This is a genomic window from Nocardia sp. NPDC055321 (assembly GCF_053645575.1).
The window spans coordinates 40043-60415 of the sequence record NZ_JBSHMS010000036.1; the positions used below are offsets into that span (position 1 = coordinate 40043).

20 protein-coding genes are annotated in these 20373 nt (G+C 69.7%); 13 read left to right on the plus strand and 7 right to left on the minus strand.

The window, feature by feature from the left end; all coding sequences use genetic code 11:
* Positions 1–136 precede the first annotated feature (136 nt).
* The gene (locus tag ACWIGI_RS37010) at positions 137–727 is read left to right on the plus strand and encodes an NUDIX hydrolase (RefSeq protein WP_454208264.1); all 591 of its coding nucleotides are present in this window, start codon (positions 137–139) and stop codon (positions 725–727) included.
* Positions 728–770: 43 nt separating this feature from the next.
* On the opposite strand, the gene ACWIGI_RS37015 is transcribed toward ACWIGI_RS37010, so the two are convergent.
* The 3 genes from ACWIGI_RS37015 to ACWIGI_RS37025 form a co-directional block, all read right to left on the minus strand.
* Positions 771–1238, minus strand: coding sequence for an NUDIX hydrolase (locus ACWIGI_RS37015; protein WP_454208232.1), 468 nt, complete (start codon positions 1236–1238; stop codon positions 771–773).
* A gap of 602 nt (positions 1239–1840) precedes the next feature.
* On the minus strand, positions 1841–2032 hold the full coding sequence (locus ACWIGI_RS37020; RefSeq protein ID WP_454208233.1) for a DUF1059 domain-containing protein: 192 nt from the start codon (positions 2030–2032) through the stop codon (positions 1841–1843).
* Between the two features lie 168 nt (positions 2033–2200).
* Complete coding sequence (locus tag ACWIGI_RS37025) at positions 2201–3106, minus strand: LysR family transcriptional regulator (protein WP_454208234.1); 906 nt, start codon at positions 3104–3106, stop codon at positions 2201–2203.
* A 75-nt stretch (positions 3107–3181) separates the two neighbouring features.
* Here ACWIGI_RS37025 and ACWIGI_RS37030 point away from each other — a divergent pair, with 75 nt between their 5' ends.
* The gene (locus ACWIGI_RS37030) at positions 3182–4675 is read left to right on the plus strand and encodes an MFS transporter (RefSeq protein ID WP_454208235.1); all 1494 of its coding nucleotides are present in this window, start codon (positions 3182–3184) and stop codon (positions 4673–4675) included.
* A gap of 74 nt (positions 4676–4749) precedes the next feature.
* Positions 4750–5646 (plus strand): SDR family oxidoreductase, encoded by an 897-nt coding sequence (locus ACWIGI_RS37035; RefSeq protein ID WP_454208236.1) that lies wholly within the window; start codon positions 4750–4752, stop codon positions 5644–5646.
* Positions 5647–5776: 130 nt separating this feature from the next.
* On the opposite strand, the gene ACWIGI_RS37040 is transcribed toward ACWIGI_RS37035, so the two are convergent.
* Positions 5777–6181 carry a DUF3224 domain-containing protein gene (locus tag ACWIGI_RS37040; protein WP_454208237.1) on the minus strand — a complete coding sequence of 135 codons (405 nt, stop codon included), beginning with the start codon at positions 6179–6181 and terminating at the stop codon, positions 5777–5779.
* Between the two features lie 67 nt (positions 6182–6248).
* On the opposite strand from ACWIGI_RS37040, the gene ACWIGI_RS37045 reads away from it, so the two are divergent.
* Both ACWIGI_RS37045 and ACWIGI_RS37050 read left to right on the plus strand, forming a co-directional pair.
* Positions 6249–7043: a DUF6597 domain-containing transcriptional factor gene (locus tag ACWIGI_RS37045; RefSeq protein ID WP_454208238.1), complete on the plus strand. Its 795-nt coding sequence runs from the start codon at positions 6249–6251 to the stop codon at positions 7041–7043.
* Between the two features lie 63 nt (positions 7044–7106).
* The gene (locus ACWIGI_RS37050; RefSeq protein ID WP_454208265.1) at positions 7107–8615 is read left to right on the plus strand and encodes an acyl-CoA carboxylase subunit beta; all 1509 of its coding nucleotides are present in this window, start codon (positions 7107–7109) and stop codon (positions 8613–8615) included.
* 81 nt (positions 8616–8696) lie between these two features.
* On the opposite strand, the gene ACWIGI_RS37055 is transcribed toward ACWIGI_RS37050, so the two are convergent.
* From ACWIGI_RS37055 to ACWIGI_RS37065, 3 genes are read right to left on the minus strand one after another with little or no spacing between them, the layout of a single operon-like run.
* The gene (locus tag ACWIGI_RS37055) at positions 8697–9941 is read right to left on the minus strand and encodes an FHA domain-containing protein (RefSeq protein ID WP_454208239.1); all 1245 of its coding nucleotides are present in this window, start codon (positions 9939–9941) and stop codon (positions 8697–8699) included.
* On the minus strand, positions 9938–10378 hold the full coding sequence (locus tag ACWIGI_RS37060) for a hypothetical protein (RefSeq protein ID WP_454208240.1): 441 nt from the start codon (positions 10376–10378) through the stop codon (positions 9938–9940). The genes ACWIGI_RS37055 and ACWIGI_RS37060 overlap by 4 nt, the downstream gene beginning before the upstream one ends.
* 4 nt (positions 10379–10382) lie before the next feature.
* Positions 10383–11930, minus strand: coding sequence for a hypothetical protein (locus tag ACWIGI_RS37065; RefSeq protein ID WP_454208241.1), 1548 nt, complete (start codon positions 11928–11930; stop codon positions 10383–10385).
* Between the two features lie 135 nt (positions 11931–12065).
* Between ACWIGI_RS37065 and ACWIGI_RS37070 the strand changes: the two genes are divergently transcribed.
* The 8 genes from ACWIGI_RS37070 to ACWIGI_RS37105 all read left to right on the plus strand — a co-directional run bounded on the left by ACWIGI_RS37070 (position 12066) and on the right by ACWIGI_RS37105 (position 20360).
* The gene (locus ACWIGI_RS37070; RefSeq protein WP_454208242.1) at positions 12066–12476 is read left to right on the plus strand and encodes an Rv3143 family two-component system response regulator; all 411 of its coding nucleotides are present in this window, start codon (positions 12066–12068) and stop codon (positions 12474–12476) included.
* A 315-nt stretch (positions 12477–12791) separates the two neighbouring features.
* Positions 12792–13172: an NADH-quinone oxidoreductase subunit A gene (locus ACWIGI_RS37075; RefSeq protein WP_454208243.1), complete on the plus strand. Its 381-nt coding sequence runs from the start codon at positions 12792–12794 to the stop codon at positions 13170–13172.
* Positions 13173–13243: 71 nt separating this feature from the next.
* Positions 13244–13798, plus strand: a complete 555-nt coding sequence (locus ACWIGI_RS37080; protein ID WP_354986747.1) for a NuoB/complex I 20 kDa subunit family protein — start codon at positions 13244–13246, stop codon at positions 13796–13798.
* A complete protein-coding gene (locus ACWIGI_RS37085) occupies positions 13795–14568 on the plus strand; it encodes an NADH-quinone oxidoreductase subunit C (RefSeq protein ID WP_454208244.1) in 774 nt (257 codons plus the stop codon). The genes ACWIGI_RS37080 and ACWIGI_RS37085 overlap by 4 nt, the downstream gene beginning before the upstream one ends.
* Positions 14568–15899, plus strand: coding sequence for an NADH dehydrogenase (quinone) subunit D (gene nuoD / locus ACWIGI_RS37090; protein WP_454208245.1), 1332 nt, complete (start codon positions 14568–14570; stop codon positions 15897–15899). The genes ACWIGI_RS37085 and nuoD overlap by 1 nt, the downstream gene beginning before the upstream one ends.
* Positions 15896–16585, plus strand: a complete 690-nt coding sequence (nuoE, locus tag ACWIGI_RS37095) for an NADH-quinone oxidoreductase subunit NuoE (protein ID WP_454208246.1) — start codon at positions 15896–15898, stop codon at positions 16583–16585. The genes nuoD and nuoE overlap by 4 nt, the downstream gene beginning before the upstream one ends.
* Positions 16582–17898 carry an NADH-quinone oxidoreductase subunit NuoF gene (nuoF, locus tag ACWIGI_RS37100; protein WP_454208247.1) on the plus strand — a complete coding sequence of 439 codons (1317 nt, stop codon included), beginning with the start codon at positions 16582–16584 and terminating at the stop codon, positions 17896–17898. The genes nuoE and nuoF overlap by 4 nt, the downstream gene beginning before the upstream one ends.
* The gene (locus ACWIGI_RS37105) at positions 17895–20360 is read left to right on the plus strand and encodes an NADH-quinone oxidoreductase subunit G (RefSeq protein ID WP_454208248.1); all 2466 of its coding nucleotides are present in this window, start codon (positions 17895–17897) and stop codon (positions 20358–20360) included. Before nuoF ends, ACWIGI_RS37105 begins: the two co-directional genes overlap by 4 nt.
* Positions 20361–20373 lie beyond the last annotated feature (13 nt).

Consider the following 20373-nt stretch of genomic DNA (forward strand, 5'->3'; position numbering starts at 1 on the left):
GCGGGACGCTACCGGACGAACTGTGGCGTCCGCGCGGGCCGCGTTGACGGTGGGTGGCGGCGGGAATTAGGTTCGGCTGGTGCCGGTCGACGAGGACAGTTGCGGATTCCGCTGGAGTGATGCGCCCGCCGCGCAGTTGCGGTCCGAGGTGGGTGCGGTGCTGGGGGCGTTTCCGCGACGGGCGATCGAGGCGGACGGTCGGCGGCCCGCGGCGGTGCTGATCGCGATCGTGGAGAACGATGGGGAGCAGGGCATTTGGCTGACCGAGCGGTCGCCCGGGCTGCGCGCCCACGCCGGGCAGTTCGCCCTGCCCGGCGGCAAGCTGGATCCCGGTGAAGACGCGGTGGCCGCGGCCCTGCGCGAACTCCACGAGGAGCTCGGCGTCGAGCTCCCCCGCACGGCGGTCCTGGGCCTCCTCGACGACTACCCGACCCGCTCCGGCTACATCATGACCCCCGTCGTGGCCTGGGCCGAGAACTCCCCCGCCCCGGTCCCCAACCCGTCCGAAGTGGCTGTCCTGCACTGGATTCCGATGTCCGCCCTCGACGTGGACCCGGTCCTGACCCCGGTCCCCGGCTCCGACCACCCCGCCCTGAAACTCCCCCTCCTGGGCGGTCACCTCCATTCCCCCACCGCCGCGATCCTCTACCAGTTCCGCGAGGTCGTCCTGCGCCACCGCCACACCCGCGTGGCTCACTTCGACCAGCCCCGCTTCGCCTGGGAGTGAGCCGCCCGCGTGCCACCCCGCTGCGGCTCGAAGTTCTGCCCAGCTAGCGAACGACCGGGATCTTGCCCGAGCGCCAATCGTCGAGTCGTTTCCTGATGCTCGCAACCATCGGCAGCCCGTCGATCTCATCCACTCGAAACCAGTCGACCTCGGTCGATTCGTCGGAACTGCGCGCCGTCCCACCGACCGGCTTCCCCAGCAGGCAGATGGAGAACTCCTGCCGCACCTCCCCGTCGTCGTACGCGAAGACGTGCCTCGGATCGGTGTAGGTGCCGACAATGCCGATGATCTCGACGTCGATCCCGGTCTCCTCCCGGGTCTCCCGAATCCCGCACTCCGCCAACGATTCGCCGAGCTCCATCTTTCCGCCCGGCAGCGCCCACTTCCCGTTGTCGACCCGCCGTTGCAGCAGCACCTGACCGGCGTCGTTCACGACAACGACGGACGCGGCCGGCACCAGGGCGTTGGCCGCGGGAGCGTTCGGATCATTCTCGTAGTCAATCCGTCCCATAACTCGCGTCCTCCCGAACATCGCGCCCCCTGGACCACAGCTCCTCGACATGATCCTGATCCACGCCGATCGAACATGCCGTCCTCCTGCTCGCGCCGATTAGAGCTTCGGCGAGTTGTGCCCGACCCCATTGTCACCGCGACGCGCGTCGTCAGCGTCAACGGAACGACCTCTTCGCGCGCCCGAGTGAAAGGGCGCCTGGCTCTCCGCGCAGAAACCGGATGCCGCATCCTCCGGCAGCCTCCCGGCGGAGCAGATCACCGAAGTTCGCGTGATCCAGCCACAGGCAATAGTTGGTGTACGACGCGAAGTCCCAAGTGTGATCCTGGAGCCGCGCCGCGCTGCTGACCGCAACCACGAACCGAAGGTATCCGAGTTGCTCAACAGGCCAATGGTATTGGGCAATCTTCGGATCGCTATGTCCAGCGTCAGGCAAGTCTGGGGCGCGTGTGGGGGTGCGGGAATCCCTGGTGTCGCGGGTCGACGTGATCACCGTGTGCCCGGAAGCAACCTACAGCCGCCCGGCGGTTGCGGCAGGCGCGAATTCCAGGCGGTTGTGGCAGGGACGGGTCCGCGTCAGAGTGATCGAGAACGACGCTCGTTCAGACCGTCGCCTTCTCGTCCTCGAGCATCCCACGGACCTGTTCGCGGAGCTCGGGGGTGTCTTCGTGTTGGTGGACCGACACCGCGTGGGCGGTCGCGGCGGTCAGGACCTCTTCCTCCTCGCCGGAGATGGTGAGGGTGCAATTCGAATCGCTGGGGAAGCGGCGGCAGTCGGCTACTTTTCTGGGCATGGGACCCACCTCCTGAGAGAGATCAACTGCTGATTTCACGGTAGACCTGTTGGCGCTTCGCGGGAAGAAGTTCGCAGGTAACGGGGGTTACCGACGGAGAGGACGAGTTGGCTCGGCCGTGGCTGCGTGACCATCAGACGGATCGATACTCGGCCGGCGCGGCTGGGTTCAGGGCTTATCTTCAACGGCCGCGCGCAGGGTGTCGCGGAGCCAGCGTTGGGCCGGATCGGCGTCCAGGCGGGCGTGCCAGGCGAGGTGGATGTCTATGTCGGGGAGCGGGGTGGGGATCGGGAACCAGCGCAGGGCGAGGGGCTGCTCGTACTGTTCGGCCAGGCGGCGTGGCACCATCCCGACATAGGGGGTCGACGAAACCAGCAGGGCCGCAAGGGCGGAGGTGGGTACCACCGCGGCGACGCGGCGTTGCAGGCCGGCCGCGGCGAGGGCGGTGTCGAGGGGGCCGTGGGCGCGGCCGCGGCGCGAGGCCGAGACGTGTGGATGCGCGCAGATCTGGGCGAGGGTGGGGCGGCGGTGGCGGCCGAGGGCGTGGTCGACGCGGACTATGCCGACCAGGTGCTCGCGGTACAGCACGGTGGTGTGGATGTCAGGGGCGGCGGGAGTGCCCGCGCCGATATCGAGGTCCACCGAGCCGTCGCGCAGGGCCTCCATGCTCTCGTCGCCTTCGGGCAGGAAGCGCAGGACGACGCCGGGCGCGCCCTCGGCGATCGCCGCGACGGCCGCGGTCGCGAGCGTCGCGGCCACACCGTCGTTGATGCGAATGGCGAAGGTGCGCTGCAGCGTCGAGAAGTCGATCTCGCGATCGGCACTGATCAGGGCCGAGGCTTGTTCGAGCAGCGAGCGCACGCTGGGCGCGGTGCGCAGTGCGAACGGTGTCGGTGCCATGGCGCGACCGGCGCGCACCAGAATCGGGTCACCCATGGCCCGCCGGAGGCGCCCGAGCGCGCGGCTGGTCGCCGGGATCGACAGGTTCAGCTGCTCGGCCGCGCCGGTGACACTGCCCGCCTGCAGCAGGGCGTCGAACACGCGTAGAAGGTTCAGGTCCAGCTGCTGCGGCATAGTTGCATCGTACACAATTCATGATTACCAAAGTTGCGTCGCGCGGACACTACGCACGTCAATAGCGTGACCGTCATGCACATGAATCTCCTGAACCGCGACACCGCGACCGCCCAGCGGCCGGTCGGGCGTCGCGGCCTGCTCACGGTGATGTGCGCCTGCGTGGTGCTCGTCGTCGGGATGGTCGCCGCTATCAACCTGGCGGTGCCGATGCTCGCCGCGAGCGCGCTGCGCCCGTCGGCCTCGGCGCTGGTGTGGATCGTGGACACCTACGTGATCGTCTTCGCCTGCTTGGTGATTCCGGGCGGGGCGGCGGGCGATCGATTCGGCCGCAAGGGCGTACTGCTCGCCGGACTGGGGTTGTTCGCGGCCGGCGCGCTGCTGTCGGCGGCCGCGCCGAACGTCGCCGTCCTGCTGGCGGGCCGGGCCGTCACGGGCGCGGGCGCCGCCGCGGTGCTGCCCAACACCCTGGCGGTGCTGCTGCACGCGGTGCCCGCGGAACGCAAGAACGTGACCATCGCGACCTGGGCGTCCATGACCGGAATCGGCGGGGTGCTCGGCAATGTCGGCGGCGGCGCGGTGCTCACCGGCGGTTCGTGGCGCTGGCTCTTCGTCGCCGTTGTTCCGATCGCGCTGCTGCTGGCCGCGCTGGTCGGCCGGCTCGCGCCGGTGTCGGCCCGGCACGATCGCCGCCTCGACCCGATCGGCACGGTGCTGCTGGTCGCGGCGTCGGTGGCGCTGCTGGTGGGGATCGTCGAGGGCCCCGTCGAAGGCTGGGGCAGCCTCCTGGTCATCGCCGGATTCGTCTGCTCCGCCGTGCTTTTCGCGCTGTGGACGATCGTCGAGCTGAAGGTCGAGCATCCGCTCCTGGATCCCCGGCTGTTCCGCGTGCCCGCGCTGCGCAGCGCCTGCCTGGGTATGACCGCGGTCTTCTTCGGCATGTTCGCGCTGTTCTATGTGAACGCGTCATTTCTGCAGTACGCCAAGGGTTTCGGGGTGCTGCGCACCGGTCTCGGCATCATTCCGCTGACCGTCCCGGTCATTCTCGGTTCCCGGCACGTCGGCAAGCTCACCGCCCGCATCGGGGTCGACGCGACCGTCGCCCTGGCCTTCGCCTTCGTGGGCGGCGGCCTGCTCGGACTCTCGACAGCCGGCACCGCGACACCCTATCTCGCCTACGCCGCGTGGCTGCTGGTCACCGGAGTCGGTGTGACACTGGCACTTCCGACCCTGTCCGCCGCGATCTCCGGCGCGCTGCCGCAGGCCCTGGCCGGGGTCGGTGCGGGCTTGCAGGCCACCACCCGCGAGTTCGGCAGCGCCCTCGGCGTCGCGGTCATCGGCACCGTGCTGACCGCCCGCTTCGTGAGCGCGCTGCCCGCCGATGTCCCCGGCGATCCGCACACCGTCGCCCAGGCCCTGGCCGCCGCGCCGGACCGCACGGATGAGGTTGTCGCGGCGTTCGTTTCGGGCGCCGATGCCGGCCTGCGGGTGATCGGGGTCGCTGTACTGCTGCTCGGCGGCCTTGTCGTGGCGCAGTCGCTGATCTCTCGTCGCGCCTCCGACAGGTGAGCGACCCCGCGCACTCTCCCGGCGACGTCGAGAACCGGTCGTCGGCGCTTCCATCACAACCGAAGGACTGCATCATGCACGTATTCGTCACCGGAGCCACGGGCTGGATCGGCACCGCCGTGGTCGAAGAACTTCTCACCGCAGGCCACGTGGTCACCGGCCTGGCTCGCTCCGCCGCCGCGGCCGACACTCTTCGCCGCCGCGGCGCGCAGGCCCGTCTCGGCGATCTCGATGACCTCCCCGGCCTGCGCGCCGCCGCCGAAACCGCCGAAGCGGTTGTGCACCTGGGCAACAAGCACGACTGGTCCGACCCGGCCGAGACGATCCGCTCCGAGCGCGCCGCGGTCGAAGCCATAGCGGAGACCCTGACGGGCACCGATCGCCCGTTCCTGCTGGCCTCGGTGCTGTCCGGCCTGGTCCGGAATCGGCCCGCCACCGAGGACGATCCCTCCCCCGCCGTCGGCCCGGCCTCCTCCCGAGGCGGATCCGAGAATCTCGCGCTCGCCTACGCGGAGCAGGGCGTCCGCGTCGTCGCCGCCCGCTTCGCCCCCTCGGTCCACGGCGCGGGCGACACCGGCTTCGTCGCGAATCTCGTTGCGGCGGCGCGCCGGCACGGGGTCTCCGCCTATCTCGGCGACGGCGCCGCGTCCTGGGCGGCTATCCATCGCACCGACGCGGCCCGGGTCGTACGGCTCGGCCTCGAGAGCGCACCGGCCGGTTCGATCCTGCACGTCGTGGCCGAACAGGCCGTCACCACCCGCGACATCGCCGAGGCCATCGGCTCCCGCCTCGGCGTCCCCGTGTCCTCGATCGCCCCGGACCGGGCCGCCGAGCACTTCGGATTCGTCGGCCGCTTCTTCGGGTCGGACATGTCGGCCTCGAACACCCGGACCCGTGACCTGCTGTCCTGGAGCCCGGACGGACCGACGCTGTTGCAGGACATCCGATCCGGTGCCTACGACCACGCCTGAGCCGGGTGAAGCGGAATACCCGCCCCGGTGACGGCATCGGGCGCGCGGTTCGACAGAGCACGCGCCGGGTCCGCTCCACGGCCGACAAGACCCGGGACGCGAACTGCGCGGTGCGGCAAGGACATTCGGGTCAGGGCAGCCGATATTCCAGGGTGTAGGTCGCGGACGACCCGCCGGACTCGTAGCCGCCGGTGCCGGTGATCCCGGTCAAGCCCTCGGTGCCCGACCCGGGCAGGACCCGCCACTCGGCGCGGGACTCGCCGGTCGCGGCGAACGTGCCCGTCAACTCGAGGATGAAACTGCCGGTGTGGCCGGCCAGTGTCCCTCGGGTCCGTTGCAAACTGTGGAAGGTGCCCGAGCCGTCGGGGGCGGCGAACATCAGGCCCTGCCAGTCGGCGTCGCCGTCGATGTCGCCGCGATAGAGGTCGTAGCCCTTCGCGGTGGCCAGGGCGGGAGCGCCGGGAACGGGCGCGTACTCGGTCTGTTCCCAGGACTTGGATTCGATGGTGCCGGTGGCGATGGTCGTTTCACTCATGTGTTCGACGGTAGGGCGGGGCGCGAAGGTGGTCTTGAACAAACGCGAACGCGCGACAATGGGCGTTATGGATCCGACCACGGACACGCCACCGCGCGGGTTGCTCGATCCCCGGGCCGGGGCCGGGGTGTATCGCGAGGGGCTGATCGCGCCCGCGGCCGACCTCGCCGACGTGGTCGAGCACCACTGGGCGGTGCGCTGGGATCTGCGGGGTGGCACGCCCCACGAGGTGGAGACGCTGCCCAGTCCGGCGGTCGTGCTGGTGGTGGAGAATGGGCGCTGCCGCGTGCACGGGGTGCTGCGCGGGCGGTTCACCCACACCCTGGCCGGGGCCGGGGACATCGCCGGAACCACGTTCCGCCCGGCCGGATTCCGCGCACTGTTCGGCAGGCCGGTGTCGGCGCTGACCGATCGCGTCGTACCGGGCTCGGATGTGTTCGGCGCTGCCGCAATCGAATTCGCCGCCCGGATCACCAATGCCGCGGACACCGCCGAACGGAATCTGATCGCCGAGGACTTCGTGCGCGACCGTGTAGCACACCGCTCCCCGGCCCTCGCCCTGGTGAACGAGATGGTCGACGAGATCATGAACGACCGTGAGTGCCTGCGCGTGGATGATCTGGTACTCCGCTTCGGCGTGGGAAAACGAGTGCTGCAGAAGCTGTTTCGCGAACACGTCGGCGTCGGACCGAAGTGGGTGATCCAGCGGTATCGCCTGCACGAGGCGGCCCAGCGCCTGGACGGTGAGGACATCGAACTCGCCGCGCTCGCCGCCGAACTCGGGTACGCCGACCAGGCGCATTTCACCCGTGACTTCAAGGCCGCGGTCGGGCGCTCCCCCACCGCCTACGGCGGTCGCTGACTCCGCATCGCCCCGACTCGATGATCACCCGCCGCTCGTTCCAGTAGGTTCGTGATCATGACCATGGAATCCGCGACCCCGGTGACGGGCCTGGCCGAGGTCCTGGCGCGACGACAGCTCACCACGGACGCCGCGCGGCCCGACGCCGTCGAGCGCCGGCACGCCGCGGGCCGGCGCACCGCGCGCGAGAACGTCCACGACCTGGTCGACAAGGGTACCTTCGTCGAGTACGGCCGCTTCGCGACCGCCGCGCAGGAACGCGGCCGCGACCTGGCGGACCTGGTCCTGCAGACGCCCGCGGACGGATTGATCGGCGGGACCGCGACCATCGACGGCCGCGCGTGCGCGGTGCTGTCCTACGACTACATGGTGATGGCCGGGACCCAGGGCATGCGCGGACACCACAAGTCCGACCGGCTGATCGAGGTGGCCCAGCGCATGTCGCTGCCCGCGGTCTTCTTCACCGAGGGCGGCGGCGGCCGGCCCAACGACACCGACTACCCGGTGGTCTCCGCGCTGGACGTCGCGTCGTTCGCGCTGTGGGGCGCGCTGGAGACCCCGCGCCTGGCCGTGGTCTCCGGTCGCTGCTTCGCCGGGAACGCGGTGCTGGCGGGCTGCGCGGATCTGCGGGTCGCGACCCCCGACGCGAACCTGGGCATGGCGGGACCGGCGATGATTTCCGGTGGCGGACTGGGCGATTACGCACCGGAGGAGATCGGGCCCGTGTCCGACCAGTTCGCCAACGGCGTCCTGGACATCGTGGTCGCCGACGAGCCCGAAGCCGTCGAGACGGTGCGACGGCTGCTGAGCTACCTCGACAAGCCCCGTACCGCGGGGCAATCCGCGCAGGACCCAGCCGTGTTGCGCGACGCGCTCCCCGAGAACGATCGCGCCGCTTTCGATGTGCGGCCACTGGTGGAGGCGCTCGCCGACGCGGACAGCGTCACCTGGTTGCGCGCGGGCTGGGCGGGCGAGCTGGTCACCGCCCTCGCACGCATCGACGGCATATCCGTCGGCGTCATCGCCAATCAGTCCATGGTGCACGCCGGCGCGCTCACCGCCGACGCCTCGGTCAAGGCCGCCGACTTCCTCGAGTTGTGCGAGCGCTGGCGGCTGCCGGTCGTATCCCTGGTCGACACACCGGGTTTCATGGTCGGCCCCGATGCCGAGCGCACCGGCCTGGTCCGCCACGCCTCCCGCCTGGTCACCGCCGGCGCGCGCCTCACGGTCCCCCTGGTCGGTGTCGTCCTGCGGCGGGGCTACGGTCTCGGCGCGCAGGCGATGCTCGGCGGCAGCACCCACCGGCCCCTGCTGACCGTGGCCTGGCCGACGGCCCACCTCGCCCCGATGGGCATCGAAGGCGCGGTTCGCCTGGCCCTGGCCAAACAGCTCGCCCAGCTCCCCGAGCCCGACCGCGAACCGGTCGTCGCCCAGGCGACCGCCGCCTACCGCGATAATGTCAAAGCACTCAACGCGGCAAGGGTTTTCGAGATCGACGACGTGATAGACCCGGCCGAGACCCGGCAGATCGTCGCCGCGACCCTCGCCGCGGCCGCGGCGGCCGGTCCGTAGTCCCGCGGCTGTAGCCTGCCGACTCTGACCGGGCCGGGCAGTGCGCGCCGCCCTTATCACCGCATCTCGCCCGCCTCGGGTCTACCGCTGCCTGCGCTGCGAGTCGTAGGTGAAGACCCGCCCGCCCAGCGTCACCCGCGCCCCGTGCTGGATCGGGGTCGGGTGCCCCGGCACCGCCCGGAACCAGTCCTGACGGCCGGGCTGCTGGATGTGGGTCCCGTTCGCGGAGCCGCGGTCGATGACGACCACATCCCAGTCGACCAGGCGGATCTCGGCGTGGACGCGGGACATGCCCGTCGACGCGTCCGGGATGCGGACGGGCTGCGCGCCGCGGCGGACCTGGTCCGAGCGTTCGGGCTCACGGCCGATCACCAGATCGGAGTCCAGGATGTAAAACGTGCCGTTGTCCAGCAGGAGCAGGCCGAGCGGCGGCCGGATGCCCTCGCCCAGGGTGCGGGGCGGCTGGTCGAGGCGGGCCCCGCACTGCGAACACAGGTGTGCCCGTGGGTCGTTGAGGTGCCGGCGGGCGCACAGGTAGCCGCGCACGACCGGCTGATTCCGCCGCGGGAGGACAGCCGAGGTGCTCGGGTCGGCGGGGTCATCCCCGTGCTCGGCCTGCCCCGTGATCCCGAGCTCGCTGGGATCCGCGATTCCGTTTCGCTGCCCGTCCTGCGCCTCGCCGCCGAGCTCGGCCGAACGCGCCGCCGGCCCGCCCTCCGCGGCCGCGTCCCCGCTCGCGACGGCCGCGGGCTGCGTGCGAACGCGCGCTCCCGCTGTCTCCGGAGCCCGGCCGACCGGAACCTGCGCGCGCTCACCGAGCCACAGCAGCGCGCCGTCACCCGGCATGAGACCCGAGGACAGCGACCAGATCCCGGGCTCGGGCAGTTCTGTGCGCGGCGCGTCACCGTCCACGAACAACGCCGCGGCGTGCGCGGGTGCGGGCGTCACGACGCGGTCGATGGTGAACCCCGCGTCCCGCCCGTGCAGCACCTCGAGGTGATCGGCGTCCTCGAGAATCGCGGTCACCCCGCCGTGCAGGAACACCGACAGCCCCCGCGAACCCGGTGTCAGCACCCCGAACTCGACCTGTTCCTCATCCGCGCGCCCCATCAGCCACTTCGAGACCAGGCGCGCGAAAGTCCTTCCGGTACGGCGGGTTTCCCGGGACGCGGCCTCCTGGACGAACTCGGCCAGGGTGTCGAGCACGCTCACCGCCTCGGCGGCGGCGGTCACGGGTTCGCCCGTGCGGTGCGCGACCACGATGATCACCCCGTCGACGCACGCCACCAGGTGCCCGCCGGGCACCACCTCCACCCGCCCCTTCATAGGATTCGGCCTCCGTGAAATCGCTGACGCGGCAGCACAACTCGCAGCGGCCCCTGCACGACGAGCCAGCAGGCCACCCAGGTGAGCGTGAAATGGATGAGAAAGACGTGCGGTTCCGGCCGCAGTCGCGCCGCGAGCACCAGCGTCGAACCGTCCACCAGCAGCCACATGAGCAGACCCTCGTTCACGATGGTCACCAGCCCGAACAGGGTGGGCCAGTCCTTCTCCCATCGGAATTGCTGAAGCAGGTGATACAGCGCTTCCCACAGTACGCCGACGCCGATCATCGCCGCCAGCAGCGTGAGCGTCATCCGATACGACTGTGGCAGAGGCGATCCGGTGGGCAGCAGCGGTGTCAGCGCGACGGCGACGATCAGTCCGGTGATCCCGAAGACCAGCACCCGGGTCTGGACGCGCCCGTACAAGGTCGGGGTCATGGGCTCACGCGGCGATCTTGCGATCGGTGACCCACAGCCACCACTGCCGGAGCGAGCGCAGTGGCCCGAGCCGGCGGCAGAAGCCCTGCGCCGCCAGGTCGTCCGCGATCTGCAGGGCCGCGTACTGCAGGCCGAGGAAGGAATTGACCGGCGCGTAGTACCCGCCGAACGCGGCGCTGCCCGAGACGTACAGGCGCCCCGGCGCGCTGCGCGTCCCGTGGACCTCGAAGGTGCGGTCGACCTCGAGCCGACCGAGCGGATTGCGCAGCGCCCCACCGTGATCGAGCAGATCGGCCAGCAGCCGGTGCTCCCGAATGTCGGCTTCGGCGCCGGTGCAATCGATGATGTAGTCCGCGTGCGCGTCGTAGGGCCGGTCCGGCTGCGGAAACGGCAGGGCCGCGTGCGGGTCCGGATCGACGGTGACCAGCAGCCCGGGCCGGGTGCGCGCCGGGCGCGGATCGCGGGCGATGCCGACGATGACCTGGTACCAGCCCTGCGTCCGGCCGCGGCGCACTTGCTCGCGGCGTTCGCGCCGGGCGGGCGCGGTGGTCCCGCCCATGGCGTTCAGCAGTTCGACCCGTTCGCGCCCGTCCAGTCCGCGCATGCGCTGGGCGAGCTGTCCGCCCCAGGCCGCCTTGGGCCAGTCGAAGCCCTGATACGCCCAGCCGTCCCCGCCCGGACGGCGCATGAGCGCGCCGCGTCCCGTCGGCCCCGTGACGTAGTCGCCGAACAGATGCAGGATCTGCGTGCTGAGCCGCAGCCGGTCCCGGTCGTCGACGAGCCGCTGCAGCACCCGTCCGGCAACCGCGCCGCTGCCGCGCACCATGACCGTGCCCGGCCGGTGCCGCAGCGCCTCGTACACGTGCTCGTGCGGTTCGTACGCGCTGACCGCCCGCGTCGAATCGCGATACCGCTCCCGGTAGCCCTGCAGGTCGGGTAGCAGTCGCAGACCGGGAAAGCCCACGGCCAGATGTGCGTGGGTGCTGCGAAAAGCTATGCGCCGGCTCGGCCCCGCGCCGTTCGACGGCGTGAGCATCGTGAAGTAGCCGCCCCCGGTGCGCTTGCGCACCATGCGCACCCGGCCCCGATGAACCGAGCGCCCGAAGTCGACGCGCCGGCATTCGCGTTCGAGTCCCGCGATCACCCGCCCGGAGCGCGGTGCGTAGAAGTCGGCGAACACCGGCTCCGCCAACACCTTCCAGAGCGGTTCGAGCGACTTGTCCGCAATCGCCTCGCGCAGTGCGTAGGACGGGAAGCCCCACAGGTTGTCCAGTGTCCCGCCGGCGTCGCCGCGCAGTCGATCGCGATCCGAAATCTGCGATACCCCAGCCAGATACCGATACGACTCCCACGGCGACTCCTGCGGAGCGAGCACGGCGATCGAGTTGCCCGGCACACCGAAGATGCGCAGCGTATCGAACAGCGCGAACGATCCGAGTCCGCCACCCACGGTCACCAGCGGAACATCGATGACCGGAATCCCGGCTCGCGCCACCAACTCATCGGTCCACACGTCGGTTTCGATCAACCTGTCGGTGACATCTCCCCGCATTCGGCGGATGCTACCGGTCGAGCCTCGTGCATCGCCCGCCATCAACGTATTGCGCGACAGGCGATCCGGCGACGCGCACACGCGTTCCCGCGAAGCTGCCACGGGAGCACCGGTCCGGCACGTACCATCCGGTGCGTGGCTGATGCGAAACGCCCCGCCGTACTGCGGGTTCTCGTCTACAGCAGTGATGCCGACACCAGGAGCCAGGTCATGCTGGCCCTGGGTAGAAGGCCGCATCCAGACCTGCCGCCGCTCGAGTACCTCGAGGTGGCCACGGGTCCGATCGTGATCGAGCGCCTGGATGCGCACTCGCATGATCTGCTCATCCTCGACGGCGAAGCGGCCCCGACCGGTGGTCTCGGCCTCGCCAAACAACTCAAGGACGAAATCGCGGATTGCCCGCCGATTCTCGTGCTGACCGGGCGTCCCGATGATGCCTGGCTTGCCAATTGGTCGCGTGCGGACGCCGCGGTCTCACACCCCATCGACCCCATCCGTCTCACCGACGCGGTGCTCGGAGTGATCCGCAGCCGTTCTGCGGCTTAGTCTCCCATCTCCCCGCCACCAGGGGATATCTCTGTCACGTGACGGCCGCGATTCCGTCGAATCGGTCATGAAAGACCGTTCCGAATGCGATCAAAAGCGGTCGCGAAACGTCATGTATGTTCTCGTGTGAGTTGTAGGCTGTGCCGTAGCTCACATGAGCGCGGGCGTCGGTATCAAAGCAGCCGCGTCAGTCCCCGAAGTCCGTGCTGTCGACGAGCGGCGCCCCGGTGCGACTGGCACGGCCGACGATGCTGTCAGCCCGCCTCGGCAGCTGCCGTCCACACGCGTCCAGTCCGCAGGAGGGGTAGTTCTGTTGTGAATATCGAAGTGCCGACGCTCGTGCTCGGCGCGGTTGCCGCCGCGTTCGCAGTGTTCTCCGTTCTCCTGGCCTCGCTGGTCGGACCCAAGCGTTACAACCGCGCCAAGCTCGAACCGTACGAATGCGGTATCGAAGCGACCCCGCACGCCATCGGTGGCGGACCGGGAAACGCAGGGGGGCAACGCTTCCCGGTGAAGTACTACCTCACCGCGATGCTGTTCATCATCTTCGACATCGAAATCGTGTTCCTCTACCCGTGGGCGGTCCACTTCGACTCGCTCGGTCTGTTCGGGCTGGCCGCGATGGCGCTGTTCATCTTCAACGTCTCGGTGGCGTACGCCTACGAGTGGAGGCGAGGCGGGCTCAGCTGGGATTGAGCGGCGTCAGGGGGATTCCAACTACACCCCGCGCACGCGGGGTGATTCCGATCCAGGAGATGTAGTCCGACATGGGTCTCGAGGAAAAACTGCCCAGCGGTTTTCTGCTGAGCACGGTGGAAGATATGGCCGGCTATCTGCGCAAGAGTTCGCTCTGGCCGGCGACGTTCGGCCTGGCATGCTGCGCGATCGAGATGATGGCCACCGGCGGCGGGCGATTCGATATCGCCCGCTTCGGCATGGAGGCGTTCCGCGCGTCCCCGCGCCAGGCCGATCTCATGATCGTCGCGGGCCGGGTGAGCCAGAAGATGGCACCGGTCCTGCGTCAGGTCTACGACCAGATGACCGAACCGAAATGGGTGCTGGCCATGGGTGTCTGCGCATCCTCGGGCGGCATGTTCAACAACTATGCCGTCGTGCAGGGCGTGGACCACGTCGTGCCGGTGGACATCTACCTGCCCGGCTGCCCGCCGCGCCCGGAGATGCTGTTGAACGCGATCCTGAAGCTGCACGAGAAGATTCAGGAATCCCCGCTCGGCGTCAATCGCGAGGAAGCGATCCGCGCCGCGGAAGCCGCCGCCCTCGGCAGCCCCACCACCATTCAGATGAAGGGGCTGCTGCGATGACCTTCGATTCGACGTCGAATACCGAAAGCCCTCCGGAGGAAAGCACCGTGAAGGCACAGGGTGAAGGCGAATCCGATTCCCCCGCAACCGAACCCGCGCAGGCCCCGGCCGACGAGGTGATCGGCGTCCGGCAGGGCATGTTCGGCGTCTCGGGCACCGGCGACACCTCCGGATACGGCCGGCTGGTGCGCACGGTCGCGCTGCCCGGCGGCAGCGCGCCGCCGTACGGCGGCTACTTCGACGACCTGGTCGCCGCGCTGCGCCGCGCGCTCGAGGGCACCTCGGCGCGCTTCGAGGACGCCATCGAGAAGATCGTGGTCTTCCGGGACGAGCTGACCCTGCACGTGCGGCGCGAACATCTGCCGGTGGTCGCCCTGACCCTGCGCAACGACGCGGCACTGCGGTTCGAACTGTGCCTGGGCGTGAACGGCGCGCACTTCCCGGAGGAGACCGGCCGCGAGCTGCACGCGGTCTACCACCTCAACTCGATCACCCACAATCGCCGGGTGCGCCTCGAGATCTCGATTCCGGACGCCGACCCGCACCTGCCCTCGCTGTACTCGGTGTACCCCACCACGGATTGGCACGAGCGCGAAACCTATGACTTCTTCGGCATCCTCTTCGACGGTCACCCCTCGCTGACCCGGATCTCGATGCCCGACGACTGGCGCGGACACCCCCAGCGCAAGGACTACCCGCTCGGCGGGATCCCGGTCGAGTACAAGGGTGCGCGCATCCCGCCGCCCGACGAGCGGAGGACGTACTCCTAATGAACGACACCGACATTCAGTCCCGCCCGGACACCGCGGATCGGCCCGAACGCTCGATCACGGTGGTGGGCAACGACTGGGACGAGATTCGCCGGACCCTGGACGGAGCGGCTGAAGAACGCATCGTCGTGAACATGGGACCGCAGCACCCCTCCACCCACGGGGTGCTTCGGCTCATTCTGGAGATCGAGGGCGAGACCGTCACCGAGGCCCGGTGTGGAATCGGCTACCTGCACACCGGAATCGAGAAGAATCTCGAGTACCGCAGCTGGGTCCAGGGCGTCACCTTCGTGACCCGCATGGACTACCTGTCGCCGTTCTTCAACGAGACGGCGTACTGCCTCGGCGTGGAGACGCTGCTCGGGATCACCGACGACGTGCCCGAGCGCGCGAGCGTCATCCGCGTCATGCTCATGGAACTCAACCGCATCTCCTCGCACCTGGTCGCCCTCGCGACCGGCGGCATGGAACTGGGCGCGCTCACGCCCATGCTGTTCGGCTTCCGCGAGCGCGAGCTGATCCTGGACGTGTTCGAGAACATCACCGGCCTGCGCATGAACCACGCGTACGTCCGGCCGGGCGGCGTCTCCCAGGATCTGCCCGAGGACGGCGTGCAGAAGGTTCGCGAACTGCTGGATCTGCTGCCCAAGCGCCTGCGCGATCTCGAACTGCTGCTCAACGAGAACCCGATCTGGAAGGCCCGCACCCGCAACGTCGGGTACCTGGACCTGACCGGCTGTATGGCCCTGGGCATCACCGGCCCGGTGCTGCGCTCGACCGGCCTGCCACACGATCTGCGCAAGGCCCAGCCGTACTGCGGCTACGAGAACTACGAATTCGACGTCATGGTCGACACCGGCTGTGACTGCTACGGCCGCTACCTGATTCGCGTGAACGAGATGAAGGAGTCGCTCAAGATCGTGGAGCAGTGCCTGGACAAGCTGCGGCCCGGCCCGATCATGGTGTCGGACAAGAAGATCGCGTGGCCCGCGGACCTGCAGCTGGGCCCCGACGGCCTCGGGAACTCGCCCAGGCACATCTCCAAGATCATGGGCGAATCCATGGAGTCGCTGATCCACCACTTCAAGCTGGTGACCGAGGGCCTGCGAGTCCCGCCCGGCCAGGTGTACACCGCGGTGGAATCCCCGCGCGGCGAGCTGGGCGTGCACATGGTGAGCGACGGCGGCACGCGCCCGTACCGGGTGCACTTCCGCGATCCCTCGTTCACGAATCTGCAAGCGGTGGCGGCGATGTGCGAGGGCGGCATGGTCGCCGACGTCATCGCCGCGGTGGCCAGTATCGATCCGGTGATGGGCGGAGTGGACCGATGACAGAGATTCTGCTCAACCTGACGGTGCGGCCGGTCCCGTACCCGCAACCGGTGCACGATCGGCTCGAGCTCGACGCCAAGGAGATCATCGCCCGGTACCCGCAGTCGCGGTCGGCGTTGCTTCCGCTGCTGCACCTGGTGCAGTCGGTGGAGGGATACGTCTCGGGCACCGGCATCGAATTCTGTGCCGAGCAGCTGGGATTGACCGACGCCGAGGTGACCGCGGTCGCCACGTTCTACTCCATGTACCGGCGCACCCGCACCGGTGACTACCACGTCGGGGTGTGCACCAACACGCTGTGCGCGGTCATGGGCGGCGACGAGATACTCGCCGACCTGAAACAGCACCTGGGCATCAAGCACGGGGAGACCACCGCCGACGGCGCGGTGACCCTCGAGCACATCGAGTGCAACGCGGCCTGCGACTTCGCGCCGGTGATCATGGTCAACTGGGAGTTCTTCGACAACCAGACACCGGAATCGGCTCGGGCACTGGTGGATTCGCTGCGCAAGGGCGATCAGGTCACCGCCTCGCGCAGCGGTATTCCGCTGTGCACGTTCCGCGAGACCGCGCGCATCCTCGCCGGCTATCCCGACCCCCGGCCCGGTGCGACCGACGGCGCCGCCGGGCCCGCCACCCTCGCGGGCCTGCACGCCGCCGACAAGGAGCAGGGAGACCGTAAGTGACGACGCTGACTCCCGTTCTCTCCAAGCATTGGGCCGAGCCCGATTCCTGGGACCTGAACGCCTACCGCGATCAGGGCGGCTATCGTGCCCTGCCCAAGGCGCTGCGCATGCAGCCCGACGAGGTCATCGCCACCGTCAAGGACTCCGGTCTGCGCGGCCGCGGCGGCGCGGGCTTCCCCACCGGCATGAAGTGGGGCTTCATCCCGCAGGGCCCCGGCCCGGACGGCGTCACCAAGCCGCACTACCTGGTGGTCAACGCCGACGAGTCGGAACCGGGTACCTGCAAGGACATTCCGCTCATGCTGGCGACCCCGCACACCCTGATCGAGGGCGTCATCATCGCCGCGTACGCGATCCGGGCCTCGCACGCGTTCATCTACGTGCGCGGCGAGGTGGTCCCGGTGCTGCGGCGTTTGCAGGCCGCGGTCGAACAGGCTTATGCCGCAGGCTATCTGGGCCGCAACATTCAGGGTTCGGGCTATGACCTCGAGGTCGTGGTGCACGCCGGCGCGGGCGCCTACATCTGCGGGGAGGAGACCGCGCTGCTGGATTCGCTCGAGGGCCGCCGCGGTCAGCCCCGGCTGCGGCCCCCGTTCCCCGCGGTCGCGGGCCTGTACGCCTGCCCGACCGTGGTCAACAACGTGGAATCCATCGCCTCGGTTCCGGCCATCATCGCCAACGGCGTGGATTGGTTCCGGTCCTTCGGCAGCGAGAAGTCCCCCGGCTTCACGCTGTACTCGCTCTCGGGTCACGTGACGCAACCCGGGCAGTACGAAGCGCCGCTCGGAATCACGCTGCGGCAGTTGCTGGTTCACGCCGGCGGCATCCGCGCGGGCCACACTCTGAAGTTCTGGACCCCGGGCGGTTCCTCCACCCCCCTGTTCACCGCGGAACACCTCGACGTCCCCCTGGACTACGAGGGCGTCATGGCCGCCGGCTCCATGCTCGGCACCAAGGCCCTGCAGATCTTCGACGAGACCACCTGCGTGGTGCGAGCCGTGCTGCGCTGGACCGAGTTCTACGCCCACGAGTCCTGCGGCAAGTGCACCCCGTGCCGCGAAGGCACGTACTGGCTGGTCCAGCTCCTGCAGCGGCTCGAGAACGGACAGGGGCACGAGACCGACCTGGACAAGCTGATGGACATCGCCGACAACATCAACGGCAAGTCCTTCTGCGCCCTCGGTGACGGTGCCGCCAGCCCGATCTTCTCCTCCCTGAAGTACTTCCGCGACGAGTACGCCGAACACATCCGCCTCGGCGCCTGCCCTCTCGACCCGGCCAAGACCACCGTCTGGGCTGAAGGAGTGGAATGACCGCGATAGCCAACTCCAGCGCCAGCGGCGTGACCCCGGCCGAGATGGTGAGCGTCACCATCGACGGCACCGTGGTTTCCGTGCCCGCGGGCACCCTGGTGATACGTGCCGCCGAACTCATCGGCGTGCAGATTCCGCGTTTCTGCGACCACCCGCTGCTCGATCCGGTCGGCGCCTGCCGCCAATGCCTGGTCGACGTGGAAGGCCAGCGCAAGCCGGTGGCCTCCTGCACCCAGACCGTGGCCGAGGGCATGGTGATCCACACCCAGGTCTCCTCCCCCGTGGCCGCCAAGGCCCAGGAGGGAGTGATGGAGCTGCTGCTCATCAATCACCCCCTGGACTGCCCGGTGTGCGACAAGGGCGGGGAATGCCCGCTGCAGAACCAGGCGATGTCGACCGGGCGCGCCGAATCCCGCTTCGACGGGGTCAAACGCACCTATCCCAAGCCGATCCCGCTGTCCTCGGCCATCCTGCTGGACCGCGAGCGCTGCGTGCTGTGCGCGCGCTGCACCCGCTTCTCCCAGCAGGTCGCCGGCGATCCGTTCATCGAGCTGATGGATCGCGGTGCGCTGCAACAGGTCGGCATCGCCGCCGGGGAGCCGATGGACTCCTACTTCTCCGGCAACACCGTGCAGATCTGCCCGGTCGGTGCGCTGACCGGCAGCACCTACCGGTTCCGGGCCCGGCCCTTCGACCTGGTGTCCAGCCCCGCGGTGTGCGAGCACTGCGCCTCGGGCTGCGCCCAGCGCACCGATCATCGGCGCGGCAAGGTCATGCGCCGGCTCGCCGGTGACGATCCGCAGGTCAACGAGGAATGGAACTGCGACAAGGGCCGATTCGCGTTCCAGTACGCGACCGAACCGGATCGGCTCACCACCCCGCTGGTGCGCACCTGGGACGGCACCCTGCAACCCGCGTCGTGGTCCGAGGCCCTGGCCCACGCCGCGCGCGGACTGGCGGCGGCGCGCGGCAACGCGGGCGTCCTGGTCGGCGGGCGCGTGACCCTGGAGGACGCCTACGCCTACGCCAAGTTCGCGCGGGTCGCCCTGGACACCAACGACATCGACTTCCGCGCCCGCGAGCACTCGGCGGAGGAAGCCGACTTCCTCGCCGCCCGTATCGCGGGTCAGGGCATCACGGTCGACTACGCGGCGCTCGAGCGCGCCCCGATCGTCCTCATGGCCGGGTTCGAGGCCGAAGAGGAATCGCCCATGGTGTACCTGCGCCTGCGCAAGGCGGCGCGCAAGTACCGCACCGAGATCATCTCCATCGCGCCGTACCTCACCCGCGGGTTACAGCGCATGTCCGGCACCCTGCTCCCGGCCGCACCGGGCGCGGAATCGCATCTGCTGGAAGCGATTCGGACCGGCAGCTCGGACACCTACAAGGTCGCCCCCGGCCTGTTGCACCACATCGGCACGCTGCTGCGCGAGACCGGCGCGCTGATCCTGGTCGGCGAACGGCTCGGCGGGATCCCGGGCGGACTGTCCGCCGCGGCCCGCCTCGCCGACGAGACCGGGGCCGCGCTGGCCTGGATTCCGCGCCGGGCCGGCGAGCGTGGCGCCCTCGAGGCGGGCGCGCTGCCCGTGCTGTTCCCGGGTGGCCGTCCGGTCGCCGATCCCGTTGCGCGCCAGCAGGTTCGCGACGCCTGGGGCGTGCAGGACCTGCCCGTGAACCCGGGCCGGGACACCGCGGCGATCCTCGCGGCGGCACCGACCCTGGGCGCGCTGCTCATCGGCGGCGTCGAGGTGGGCGACATGCCCGATCCGCACGCCGCGCTCACCGCCATCGACGCCGCGAGCTTCGTGGTCAGCCTGGAACTGCGCCGCAGCGACATCAGCGATCGCGCCGACGTCGTGTTCCCCGTGGCCTCGGCCATGGAGAAGGCGGGCACCTTCCTCACCTGGGAGGGCCGCCACCGCCAATTCGATGCCGCACTGCGCGACGCCACCGTGCGCCGCGAGGCCATGCCCATGCCCGAACACCGGGTGCTGGACGCCATCGCCCAGGAGCTGAACGTGCGCCTGGGCCTGCCCGACGTGGCAAGCGCCCGTGCGGAATTGGCGGACCTGGGCGCCTGGGACGGGCCCGCTCCGGCCACGCCGGCCGAGCAGCCGCAGCCGCCGACGCTGGCCGCCTCGGGCACCGCCGTGCTGGCCGCCTGGCGCATGCTGGTCGACCGCGGCCGCCTGCAGGACGGCGAACCGAATCTGGCGGGCACCGCGCGGCCGCCGGTGGTGCGGCTCTCGCACGCCACCGCCGCCGAGATCGGCGCCACCACCGGCGATCCGGTCACGGTGAACAACGATCACGGCCACATCACCCTGCCCCTGGTCATCACCGAGATGCCGGACCGGGTCGTCTGGCTGCCCATGAATTCATCCGGCGCCGACGTGCTGGTGCAGCTCGGCACCACACCCGGTCACCTGGTGCGCATCCGACGGGAGGACCACCGTGAGTGAGCTCGTGTCGACC

What these genes read in the sequence shown, in the direction of transcription:
- ACWIGI_RS37015 (WP_454208232.1), bottom strand. Translation starts at nt 1,238, where the DNA reads ATGGGACGGATTGACTACGAGAATGATCCGAACGCTCCCGCGGCCAAC.
- ACWIGI_RS37020 (WP_454208233.1), bottom strand. Translation starts at nt 2,032, where the DNA reads ATGCCCAGAAAAGTAGCCGACTGCCGCCGCTTCCCCAGCGATTCGAAT.
- ACWIGI_RS37025 (WP_454208234.1), bottom strand. Translation starts at nt 3,106, where the DNA reads ATGCCGCAGCAGCTGGACCTGAACCTTCTACGCGTGTTCGACGCCCTG.
- ACWIGI_RS37030 (WP_454208235.1), top strand. Translation starts at nt 3,182, where the DNA reads ATGCACATGAATCTCCTGAACCGCGACACCGCGACCGCCCAGCGGCCG.
- ACWIGI_RS37035 (WP_454208236.1), top strand. Translation starts at nt 4,750, where the DNA reads ATGCACGTATTCGTCACCGGAGCCACGGGCTGGATCGGCACCGCCGTG.
- ACWIGI_RS37040 (WP_454208237.1), bottom strand. Translation starts at nt 6,181, where the DNA reads ATGAGTGAAACGACCATCGCCACCGGCACCATCGAATCCAAGTCCTGG.
- ACWIGI_RS37045 (WP_454208238.1), top strand. Translation starts at nt 6,249, where the DNA reads ATGGATCCGACCACGGACACGCCACCGCGCGGGTTGCTCGATCCCCGG.
- ACWIGI_RS37050 (WP_454208265.1), top strand. Translation starts at nt 7,107, where the DNA reads ATGGAATCCGCGACCCCGGTGACGGGCCTGGCCGAGGTCCTGGCGCGA.
- ACWIGI_RS37055 (WP_454208239.1), bottom strand. Translation starts at nt 9,941, where the DNA reads ATGAAGGGGCGGGTGGAGGTGGTGCCCGGCGGGCACCTGGTGGCGTGC.
- ACWIGI_RS37060 (WP_454208240.1), bottom strand. Translation starts at nt 10,378, where the DNA reads ATGACCCCGACCTTGTACGGGCGCGTCCAGACCCGGGTGCTGGTCTTC.
- ACWIGI_RS37065 (WP_454208241.1), bottom strand. Translation starts at nt 11,930, where the DNA reads ATGCGGGGAGATGTCACCGACAGGTTGATCGAAACCGACGTGTGGACC.
- ACWIGI_RS37080 (WP_354986747.1), top strand. Translation starts at nt 13,244, where the DNA reads ATGGGTCTCGAGGAAAAACTGCCCAGCGGTTTTCTGCTGAGCACGGTG.
- ACWIGI_RS37085 (WP_454208244.1), top strand. Translation starts at nt 13,795, where the DNA reads ATGACCTTCGATTCGACGTCGAATACCGAAAGCCCTCCGGAGGAAAGC.
- nuoD (WP_454208245.1), top strand. Translation starts at nt 14,568, where the DNA reads ATGAACGACACCGACATTCAGTCCCGCCCGGACACCGCGGATCGGCCC.
- nuoE (WP_454208246.1), top strand. Translation starts at nt 15,896, where the DNA reads ATGACAGAGATTCTGCTCAACCTGACGGTGCGGCCGGTCCCGTACCCG.
- ACWIGI_RS37105 (WP_454208248.1), top strand. Translation starts at nt 17,895, where the DNA reads ATGACCGCGATAGCCAACTCCAGCGCCAGCGGCGTGACCCCGGCCGAG.